The sequence below is a fragment of the Mucilaginibacter gossypiicola genome (genome assembly GCF_900110105.1).
GTDB classification, from domain to species: Bacteria; Bacteroidota; Bacteroidia; order Sphingobacteriales; family Sphingobacteriaceae; genus Mucilaginibacter; species Mucilaginibacter gossypiicola.
In genome coordinates this window covers 251,930-263,122 of sequence record NZ_FOCL01000006.1, presented here as the reverse complement: position 1 = coordinate 263,122, position 11,193 = coordinate 251,930, and the positions used below count along the sequence as shown (strand labels likewise).

Genomic DNA, 11,193 nt, shown 5'->3' with positions numbered 1-11,193 from the left:
AAAGTAAATACTTTTACCACTTTCTACCACTTTCCCCCACTAAAAGTTTTCAACAATTTTTAGCCGGGTCTGTTTTATATTTTTTGAAGATTTTTCAAGATTTTCACCCCGCTAAAAACCACTAATAAACAAGTAGTTACGACAACTATTGGCTATAAATTCTGAATCATAAAAAAGTGGGAGAAAAAACCATTTATTGCAGAGCCATCGCTTTCATAAACTACAACTACTTAACCAGGTGTGGGGTACTAATATTTTGTATATTAAGCCGTTGAACTTAATATATTGCATGTACACCTATAAATATCAAGACCTGGCTTTAGCGCTATACGAAGCCCTCATCCCCGACCCATTTTACATAGAATTGTTACGGGATATTCCGGGCGGCGAGCAGAAAAAGCAGGAAATACTAATGAGGTATATGGATTACTCCATGAAAGAAGGCGAAGAGTACGGCCGGTTAACTATTACTGGTGATCCTGCTTATGGTGCCGCTATCTGGAGCCAACCTTTAAACCCTGCTGCAGACAATGAAAAGAGCCTGTTAAAGAAAGATTTTATAACAACCTATATGGGCGAACCGGCACTAAGAGCTTATTCAACCATAGTTTCGTTCATGAGCAAACAACTTGACCCGATATTGTACGATGCCTGGTATTTGTCGATAGCTGGGATCAAACCAAGTCACCAGGGACGGGGATTGGGGGTTAATCTATTGATGGAAATGCTTAACGAAACAGATAAAAACGGGATACCAACCTATCTCGAAACCTTCACTCCACGAAATATCCGGTTTTATGAACGGGTGGGGTATAAAATAGCAAAGGAAGTAAGCGAGCCAGTTACAGGCTGCCCTTACTGGATCATGATAAGAGAACCTTTAAGGTAAAAAAGGAACGAGCGACATAAAAAATCTCATCAGGGCTCCTCTAAGAGCGGTCCTGATGAGAAAAGATAATCTTTTTCATTTTAGATAACCTCAGCAGACACCGCTTTCACTCTGCTACGAACGGGCTTTTTCTTTTTCTTACTCGTGCGGTTAAGCCACATCATTACCCCTGTTACCGGAAATATGAGCGAAACCAAGGTGATCAGAAAAGCTAAAACCTGGGTAGGCCAGCCATAAATAGAGCCCGTATGAATTGGTTTAATAACCCCACGGATACGCTGGCCAAGGCTCTTGTCGGCATACAAGGCGGAGCCGGCAAGCTTACCGTTGTATTGATCTATATAATAAGTATCGGTAGCCAGTTCAACCGAACCTTTTTTGAGCACATTAAAAGTGTAAACCGCCGCTGTATCCTTCGGATAACGGATAGTGAAATTTTCGGCATCAGTTATTTTACTACCTAACGCGCCAATAGCTGCTTCCGGTGAAATAGCAGCAATTCCCGGCTGATAAACAGAAAGCGGAGCTTTGATATCTTCTTTGGTAACAACTTTTGAATTGGTAAGGAAAAACAAAGTGTTGTTTGCCCATTTAAAGGTCATAACCAAGCCGGATGCCGAAATGATGATCAAGAATATAGAAGTATAAAAACCGGTAACAATATGCAGATCGTGCGTTAAACGCTTGCCGCTCCCGCCCCATTTTATTTTAAGACGCTGCTTCATAATAACCTTGGTTTTAGGCCACCAAAGTATTACACCCGTTATCAAAATCACCAGGAAAAACAACGTTGAGAGGCTGATCACCCAATCGCCCAGGCTATTTTTGCCACCCAATAAATAACGGTGAAACATTTCTACCGAATACAAGAAAGTTTGCCTGCGGTTAAACTGATCAATTATTTGCCCGGTATACGGGTTTACAAAAGCGGTAAGGTTTGAGCGCTCGGCATCTTTTGGCTTAGCATCCTTTTTGGTATACGCGCCGGCATGTTTTTCGGCTTTGGGAGCACCAACTGCTTTCTTATCCTTCTTTTCGGGTACGATAAGCGCAACCTCTACGGTACGCTCCGGGTCCTCATAAACGGTAACCGTTGCCAGTTTTGATTTGGGGATCTGCTTTAAAACACCTGCTGTCAAAGCAGATATCGGCAACCTTTTATCCTGGGGTTTTACAAAATACCGTTGAGGGTTAAGTGCCTGCTGAATTTCCTTTTCAAAAACCAGCATGGTACCGGTTAAGCACGAGCAAAAAATGATTACTCCTGCCGCAAGGCTTAAGTAGAGGTGGATGGTGCGGAAAAATACTTTCATCAGTTTTTATAAGCATAAAAACCGGGCATGTTCCCATGCCCGGTTAAATTCAATTAATTAAAATCGATAACTCAATGTAGTTAAGAACTGCCTTGGCGGTATAGGGTTAATACTATAATTCTCGTGTACATTATAATTAAGCACGTTGCCAATATTAGAGATCTTACCAATAATAGAGATCTTTTTATAAGTATAACCTACCGAAGCATCAACCGTGGTAAAGCCCGATACATTAACTAACCTTGAAATAGTTTGGGTTTGACCTACTGTATTGGCGTTACCCGCAACACGATCGCCCAGGTAATAAACCGATGCACCTACTTTAAACCCTTTCAAATCGCCGTTATAAAAAGTATAAAATACGCTGGTGTTGGCGGTATGCTTTGGTGTATTTAATAATGGCTGGCCTGCAATGTTGCTGCCAACTGCAGTACCTGTTTTGGTATATTTAGCGTTGGTATAGCTATAGCCTGCCAACACATCCAAACCTTTTACCGGGTGACCGGCGATATCAAGCTCCACACCATCGCTTCTTGTTTCGCCGCTTAGCACTTTGATATTGGTATTAATGTTAGGTGTAACACCATCGGCCTGGAATGGCGCAGTTTGAGCCAGGTTATTATTTTTAATGCGATATGCTGTTACGTTTACTGACAGGTTACCGTTCAGGAAGTCATTTTTAACACCAACTTCATACTGATCGATCATTGAAGGATCAAGCGGATTGTTGTTGATATCGGTGCCAGTATTGGTTATGAAAGAATTAGAGTAGCTTGCAAACAGCGCAGTATTAGCTATTGGTTTGTAAACGATGCCCACACGCGGTGAAAATGCTTTATCTTCTTTACCTGCGGCCTGAGTTGCGGTAGCAAGTGTATTATAATTGCTAACCGATGTTGGTGATACATATTGATATGACCAGCGAATACCTGCAAGCACTTTAACTTTTTCAGACAAGCTAATGAGATCATTAGCATAAGCGCCAAAACGATTGGTCGGCGTCAAGATGCTATAAAACGGATTCATCTGTGGTTTATCAGTGCGAAGCGTGTATTTATCAAGGTCAAAAATATTGATCTTGTCGTAAACAGCGTTTTGTGGTGCATTATTTTGATCAAGGTAACTTGATACCTTGTTTACCGTAGCAACATAAGTATAAGCATTATTGCGGTACCAATCGGCATCAACACCGGCTAAAATGTTGTGTTTAATCGCACCTGTGTTAAACTGGCCTGTAATATTGAACTGACCAGTATAGTAGTCTTCAAGTGTTCTGGCCCTGTTGAGGGTACGGCCCCAGTCGCCATTTGCGTCAGGTAATACACGCTCGGTGGTTTGGTATGATCGGTTAAAATGTTGGTATGAAAACCCGCCGCTTAATTTCCAAAGGCTATTGAGCTGATGGTTAATGGTTGCGGTTGCGGTAGTTTGTTTGGTATTACCGGTTGACCATGACGCGCCCAAATACCTGTTACGCGGAACTTTGGCGATAACATTATTGATTTGCCCTGTTCCGAAATCGGGGGTAAAATCATAGTTAAGGTAATCACCTTCAACAATTAAGGTTGTTTTATCACTTATTTTGTATAGGAATGAAGGGTTAATATATTCCCTTTCTGATTTTACATTGTCACGGTAGCTTTTAGCGTTTTCATAGGTACCATTTACACGATAAGCTAATTTGGAAGATATAGGGCCATAAACATCAAACGATGGGCGGTAAAGATCATAGCTGCCATAGGTCATAGATACCTTGCCGCCTTGCTCAAATAAAGGTTTTTTGGTTACCATATTCAGGATACCGCCGGGTGCAACGTTTCCGTATAATAAAGCAGCGCTGCCTTTCAATACTTCAACACGCTCCAGTGAGCTGATCTCAGGCACAACGCCCGAGTTAACCCTGAAACCGTTTTTAAACATGTTGTTACTACCAAAGTTATAACCGCGGGCACCAAATGTTTCCTGGGTATTGCCACGGCTGCTGTATAAATACACGCCATTCACATTTTTAATAACATCGCTTAAGCGTAATGACTGTTGCTGATCAAGCACATCGCGACCTATTACGGTAACACTTTGTGGCAGGTCCATTGGCGATACGTTCATTTTGCCAATGTTTAAGTTTTTACGGTTAATGGTTTTGGTTGAAGAAACTACAACCTCATTTAACTCAGCTGAACTTTCATAAAGTTTAAAAGATACTGTAGTTGTTTTATTTGCAACCACAGTTACAGTTTGCTCTTCTGTCTTTGTACCAATGTATTTAGCAATCAGGGTGTAAGTACCTGGCTTAATATTATTAAAAGTGAATGATCCGTTATCGGTTGTGGTAGTACTTTTGTTTAATCCTTTAATGGCCACATTAACAAAATAGGCCGGCTGATTATCGCTGGTTTTAACAACACCGGTTATTTTACCGTTATTGCCTTCATCATCAGCTTTCAGGATCGAGATATTTAAAAACAGGAATAAAATTAAAAATGGGATTGTGCGCAGGGAGTAGTAAAGGTTATTTAACATTCTATTTAGATTAAGTCTAATTAAGCGCAAAAGTATAAAAAGACTTCCTTTCTGCAAGTTTTATTTATAATTAGTTTAAATAACAGTAAACACAAAGGAGCTGTACAATATTTATTGCACAGCTCCTTTGTTGAAGAAAAGTAATACTAATTAAGCACCACAGTAGCCGGCCCGGATACTTTAGCTATATGGCAATTACATCCGCCTGAAATTTTTAATAATACGGTTTGGGTAACTCCTGTCTGGATATTAGTTACAGTTAGTTCTACATCGTCCCCTTCGGTCGAGAACTCATTTTTATTATTATCTGTGGCGATGGTGTACAAATGCGGGCCTACAGTTGTTGAAGGAGGTCCTCCATTTCCTTTGGCTATGATAGCCTGTTTGGTACGTAAATTTACAGCCTTTACATCTTTTCCAAATGCCATGTGGCCATCCTTATCAACAAAATTCACAAAAAGCACAGCGAAATCCGTAGTGCAGGCCTGGCTTGGGCAGCCGGTTTGCTGGTTGTGCTTTTTACAACCCAATAAGACTGAGGCTATCAGAAAAAAGATAAAGTATTTACGCATGGTTATAGGTTTAATTAATAACCTTTACGGCGTTATGGTATAAAACGCAACAGCCCCATGTAAATACATGAGGCTGTTTCACTTACATTGTAAATAGTTTATTCAATAACCCTAACCTTTAAATAGCTCGGGTTGGCTTTTGAGGTGTAAACTTTATTCGTAGCCTTTTTAAAGTCGGTATCCTTAGCTTTCATGATATCCTGAAACTGCTGTGTGTTCCTGTCGATAAGCGGGAACCACGTACTTTGCACCTGTACCATCATACGGTGCCCTTTTTTGAAGGTGTGCAGCACATCCTGCAGTTCAAAGTTTACCGGTGTTACTTTACCCGGAATAAAAGGTTCGGGTTTATCAAAACCATTACGGAACTTACCGCGCATAGCCTCGCTGCGTACCATTTGCTGATAACCGCTCAGATAAACGTCTTTGCCTGCCCATTTGGTGTTTTTAGTAGAGTCGGGATAAACGTCTATTACCTTAACCACCCAGTCGGCGTCTGTACCGGTAGTTGATACTTTAAGGTTGGCCCAGATATTACCAGCAATAGTTATATCGTTATCTAAAATATCAGTTTCATAAGTAAGCACATCCGGGCGCTGTGATGCAAAACGCTGATCGGCGGTCATGTATTCGCGCTTCATATCCATATCAATGCTGTTGATGAACGGCACGGGTTTGTTTGGATCAGACACAAACTCGTCATGACTATCGGTTATAGCAGCGGGTGCACTAAATGATAGTTTGCCGCCCGGCAGCAGGTACAAGTTTTTCTCGGTAGCTTCCTTTGGTGGCCAGGTATTATAGGTTTTCCACTCGTTAACACCAGTTTCAAAGGTAGATACCGGCTTCAGGTCGAAATCTGCGGTGCCTTTTAAATAGTGATTAAAGAAATTGAACTCAATTTTTTCGCGGTAAAACGGACCGGTAGAACCGCCGAAACCAACATCGCCTAAATGATCTCCTTCACCACGTGCCCAACCACCATGTACCCATGGCCCCATAGCAAAGTAAACCGGGGTTTTAGGATTTTCCTTTACCAATGTTTTATAGGTATTGATGGCTCCGTATAAATCTTCGGCATCGTACCAGCCGCCGGTTACCAGCACGGCTGTTTTTATATCATGCAAATGATAAAGCACATTACGATCTTTCCAATGCTGATCATAGTTAGGGTGATCAAGCATTTCGTTCCACAGGCGGATAGTGTCTTTATAATATTTATCATTTGTATTTTTTACGGAACCCATCTTCAGAAAAAAGTCGTAGCCGTCTTCGGTACCCGCGTCAAAGCCTTTACCACGGCGCTGAGTTGGTTTGTCGTCCTGCCTGTTGGTAAAGCCGGGATAAAAACCAAAGTTTGCCACCAACATAAATGCACCGTTATGAAAAGCATCGTCACGATACAAGTCGGCAATAGGAGCCTGCGGCGATGCAGCCACCAAGGCCGGGTGACGGCTTAACAAAGCCGTTGTAGTGTAAAAGCCCGGATATGAAATACCCCATACCCCTACTTTACCGTTGTTATTCGGAATGTTTTTTAACAGCCAGTCGATAGTATCATAGGTATCGGTTCCTTCATCCACATCTTTATTGGTTTTATGATCTTCCTTTTCGGGTGTCATTTCTTCGTAAATACCCTCGCTCATCCAGCGGCCGCGTACATCCTGGTAAACAAAGATGTAACCGTCGTGAGCGAATAATGACGATGGGCCAAGGCTTCCTTTATAAAGTTCGGTACCATACGGAGCAACACTGTATGGGGTCCTGTCCATCATGAAAGGGTATTTCTTGGATTGATCCTTCGGTACGTATACCGATGTGAAAAGCTTTTTACCATCCCTCATCGGGATCTGGTATTCATATTTCTGATAATTGGCTTTAATGTAATCAGCATCAGGCGCTTTGGGCTGCGCATAAATACCTGATGCCGAAAGCAAAAGGCAGAGAATGAAAAGTAAATTTTTCTTCATAAAATTTTTGTCAGTCAAATCAAATGTAGCCGAATAAAATAAAAAGGACAACTAACCATGCTGCAATTTACAAAAAGCCTCTTTTTTGTTACAGAACAAAGGTTTTTGTTATAGTTAAAATTAAGTGTAATAAGCACCTTTATTAACCATAATACTGTTTTTATAAAATAATAATTAAAACCTGTAGGCAATTATACCCGTTTAATGGTCTATTACCTTGAACCAAATAATACCGGAGCGAGGACCTAAGCGCCCGGCAACCTAAAATATTTAAACAGTTTTTTTAAGAGATAGTGATTATCCCCTGGCCATGCCATGGGTCGGCTTTACGTAAACCAAGCAATGCTAAACAATTAATCTTTTTATAACCATTTTAACAAAAAACAACAATTATGAGAACAAACCTTAATCTGCCCCTTACAAAAACACTAACCGCCTTATTAGGCGCAGTTGTACTCCTCACATCCGCCTGTAAAAAGGAAAAAGCTGCGCTACCTACCGATGCAGGCAACAGCCCTTCAAAGTTAAGCACCAATGCCATAGGTGTAACCGGTCCAAAAGGCGTTTGCTATGTAGAAGTAAACAATAATGACATTCGCAATGTGGGCAACTACACCCTTTCAACCGGAGAGCAACTTTTTGATATAGCCATCATATTTGCGGCCAATATCAATTATGACACAGGTACACAAAAAGCTGTGTTATATTTTAACCCACAGGTAACCAATGTACTTAACAATAAAACCACCTATATTCAGAGCCTGCAGGCCAAAGGTATTAAGGTATTGTTATCTATTTTGGGCAACCACCAGGGTGCAGGTATTTCCAACTTCCCGACCCAGGCCGCCGCAAATGATTTCGCTCAGCAGTTAAGCAATGCAGTTACCACTTACGGACTGGACGGTATTGACTTTGACGATGAATATGCCGACTACGGCACCAATGGTACAGGCCAGCCTAACGCCAGTTCATTTGTTTACCTAGTTACCGCTTTACGTAACCTGATGCCCACTAAAATAATATCGTTTTATTTTTACGGGCCGGCAGCATCACGCCTGAGCTACAATGGTGTAACTGTAGGCTCTCAAGTAAACTATAGCTGGAACGCCATTTACGGTACTTATTCAGTTCCAAACGTTCCGGGATTAACCGCAGCTAACCTTGGCCCTGCTGCAATTGATATTCAAAGTACCAGCTCATCAACTGCGGCATCGCTGGCTACACAAACGGTTAATAACAACTATGGCATTTACCTGTATTATAACCTGCCCAATACCGACTCGCATACTTACCTGACAAGCGTATCAAATGCATTGTACGGTAAGCCTACGGTATATACGGGAACAAGTACTACAGGGGTAACTTTTTATCAGGATATCAATTACGGAGGCACGGTTACAAGCGCCATACCTAAAGGAACCTATACCCTTGCCCAACTGCAGGCTTATGGCTTTGTAGATAACTGGGCTTCGTCGGTAAAAATTCCAACCGGCTGGACGGTAACGATGTATTCGAACGATAACTCTACCGGCACATCATGGACACGAACAGCAAACACGCCTAATTTCACTACACTATCGCCAAACGCGAATGACGTAGTAACTTCAGTTAAAATTCAATAAAATAAAACGGGCGGGATATACTTAATGTCCCGCCCGTTTGTTATTTACTCTTCATTAAAAAATAATCGCCCAAAGCGTCACTACCCTCTTCCGCAACGTCCCAACCCAAAGCCCGGTAGAACTGTAAAGCGGCTTCATTTTTTACAAGACATTTTAGGCTAAGCGGAGACGGGTAAGTTTGCTTTGCCAAAGCAAGCAGCGCCTTGCCTATACCTTTTCCCCTATGCGCTGCATCAATATAAAGATGATGAATAAAAGCATCAGGAGACCAAACGGCCATAAACCCAACTACTCCACCATCGCATTCGGCAACCCATATGTCCTCGTCCCTGGTATGAGCATCAAAATCGTTTAATGTAAATAAGAGACTATCTATCCAATAAAAAACCTGGATCCGGCAAAGCAGGTAGATTTCCTTAAGCTTATCACGATCTGCTTCATTAAATGGCCGGATATATAAATTGCTTGATTTCAATACCAGCGAAAATACTATTTATTAACCATTGGAGATCGAAACACCTCGTTTCCTTAACAGGCTTACAGCCCTTTAACTTTCGCAAAAACTATATATTGTTTTTGCGCAATTCATCCGCAGCATAGTTTGCAGCCCTGGCTGTTAGGGCCATGAAAGTTAGCGAAGGGTTTTGAGTTCCGGTAGATGTCATACAGGCCCCATCGGTTACAAATACATTTGGGCATGCATACAACTGGTTCCACTTGTTTAACAATGAGGTTTGCGGATCGTTCCCCATCCTGATCCCGCCCATTTCGTGAATATCCAGGCCGGGGGCCTGTTTACTATCATTAGTAGCTATGTTTTTACAGCCCGCCTTGTCAAGCATCTCAGCACCTTGCTGTAAGAAATCGTTCAATGATTTTACGTCATTATCATCATAATCTACCGAAACTGATAATAAAGGTATTCCCCACTCATCCTTTTGGTCTTTACTCAGGCTCACCCTATTCGCAGCCTTCGGAATAGTTTCCCCCTGCATCATCATGTATATATTCCAACCTCCGGGTTCAGAAATATTTTCTTTATACCCCGCGCCAATCTGATCGCTGTCAACTGCGTGGCCCCAACTGCTTCTTGTGGCGGTATAAAACGTCATATATCCTCGTAAAAAGTCGGTTTCCTGCTTGTAAACATTTCTAAAATTTGGCATTATAACCGCAGCAGGCCTTCTGCCATAATAATAAGTATCCAGGTATCCGTCAATTGTTGCAGTTAACGATCCCCGATAGTTGTGAAATGCGATGTACCTACCCAGTAAATCATTATCGTTTCCTAATCCGTTTGGAAACCTGGATGATTTTGAATTCAGTAAAATAAGATTGGAATTTAGGGTAGCCGCATTTACAAAAATGATCCGGGCATAATATTCGGTTGCTACTTTGGTATGTGCATCTATCACCCTCACTCCAGTTGCCTTTCCCTTTTTTTCATCATATATAATTGAATGCACAACCGAATCGGGCCGGAGTGTAAGGTTACCTGTTTTTGCCGCCCAGGGCAAGGTTGAAGAATTAGAGCTAAAATATCCGCCAAACGGACAACCACGCTCACATAAACTCCGGGCTTGGCATTGGCCCCGCCCCTGTTGTAAATGAATGGACTGCGGTTGGGTTAAATGGGCACACCTGCCGATAACAACATGCCGGTCTTTATAGGCGTCCATAATCCTTTTTTGAATATGTTTTTCAACCACATTCATTTCCCAGGGAGGTAAAAACTCTCCATCGGGCAATGTTTCCAGGCCGTCTTTGTTACCGGCGATGCCTGCAAATAACTCTACATGGCTATACCATGGTGCAATATCCTGGTAACTAACAGGCCAGGCCGTGGCAAATCCGTCCCTTGCCGGGCCCTCAAAATCAAACCTGCTCCAGCGTTGGGTTTGCCGGGCCCACAGCAACGATTTCCCGCCCACCTGGTACCCGCGAATCCAGTCGAACGGCTTTTCCTGAACATAGGGATGCTCTTTATCTTTAACAAAGAAATGAGTTGTAGCCTCGCTAAAAGCATAACACTTTCCGGCTATCGGGTTTTCGTTTTTTATAACCTCTGGTAAATGCCCGCGATGAGGAAAATCCCAGGGATTTTTAGTAGCTGTTGGATAGTCCTTTAAATGCGTAACATTCCGGCCGCGTTCCAGCACCAGCGTTTTTAGCCCTTTTTCGCACAGCTCTTTAGCCGCCCATCCTCCGCTGATGCCAGACCCGATTACGATAGCATCAAAAGTATGTTGAGCTACCCCTCCGGAATTAATGTTGACCATACTTTATAATTGGTTAATACAATATCGA

8 protein-coding genes are annotated in these 11,193 nt (G+C 42.2%); 2 read left to right on the top strand and 6 right to left on the bottom strand.

All coding sequences use genetic code 11. The annotated features are described in order from the left end of the window. The first annotated feature begins 289 nt into the window (after nt 1-289). Nucleotides 290-889 (top strand): GNAT family N-acetyltransferase, encoded by a 600-nt coding sequence (locus BMX50_RS21215; RefSeq protein WP_091213344.1) that lies wholly within the window; start codon nt 290-292, stop codon nt 887-889. 80 nt (nt 890-969) lie between these two features. Here the strand turns inward: BMX50_RS21215 and BMX50_RS21210 are convergent, their stop codons facing one another. The 4 genes from BMX50_RS21210 to BMX50_RS21195 all read right to left on the bottom strand — a co-directional run bounded on the left by BMX50_RS21210 (nt 970) and on the right by BMX50_RS21195 (nt 7,264). Then, nucleotides 970-2,202, bottom strand: a complete 1,233-nt coding sequence (locus tag BMX50_RS21210; RefSeq protein ID WP_091213340.1) for a PepSY-associated TM helix domain-containing protein — start codon at nt 2,200-2,202, stop codon at nt 970-972. A gap of 57 nt (nt 2,203-2,259) precedes the next feature. Then, nucleotides 2,260-4,722, bottom strand: a complete 2,463-nt coding sequence (locus BMX50_RS21205) for a TonB-dependent receptor (RefSeq protein WP_091213336.1) — start codon at nt 4,720-4,722, stop codon at nt 2,260-2,262. A gap of 146 nt (nt 4,723-4,868) precedes the next feature. After that, nucleotides 4,869-5,294, bottom strand: coding sequence for a hypothetical protein (locus BMX50_RS21200; protein WP_143065238.1), 426 nt, complete (start codon nt 5,292-5,294; stop codon nt 4,869-4,871). Between the two features lie 98 nt (nt 5,295-5,392). After that, the gene (locus BMX50_RS21195) at nt 5,393-7,264 is read right to left on the bottom strand and encodes a CocE/NonD family hydrolase (RefSeq protein WP_091213804.1); all 1,872 of its coding nucleotides are present in this window, start codon (nt 7,262-7,264) and stop codon (nt 5,393-5,395) included. 392 nt (nt 7,265-7,656) lie between these two features. On the opposite strand from BMX50_RS21195, the gene BMX50_RS21190 reads away from it, so the two are divergent. Next, nucleotides 7,657-8,886, top strand: coding sequence for an endo-beta-N-acetylglucosaminidase H (locus BMX50_RS21190; protein ID WP_091213330.1), 1,230 nt, complete (start codon nt 7,657-7,659; stop codon nt 8,884-8,886). 40 nt (nt 8,887-8,926) lie between these two features. Here the strand turns inward: BMX50_RS21190 and BMX50_RS21185 are convergent, their stop codons facing one another. Further along, the gene (locus BMX50_RS21185) at nt 8,927-9,361 is read right to left on the bottom strand and encodes a GNAT family N-acetyltransferase (RefSeq protein WP_167668049.1); all 435 of its coding nucleotides are present in this window, start codon (nt 9,359-9,361) and stop codon (nt 8,927-8,929) included. Between the two features lie 88 nt (nt 9,362-9,449). Further along, a complete protein-coding gene (locus BMX50_RS21180; RefSeq protein WP_091213321.1) occupies nt 9,450-11,165 on the bottom strand; it encodes a GMC oxidoreductase in 1,716 nt (571 codons plus the stop codon). Between the last annotated feature and the right edge of the window lie 28 nt (nt 11,166-11,193).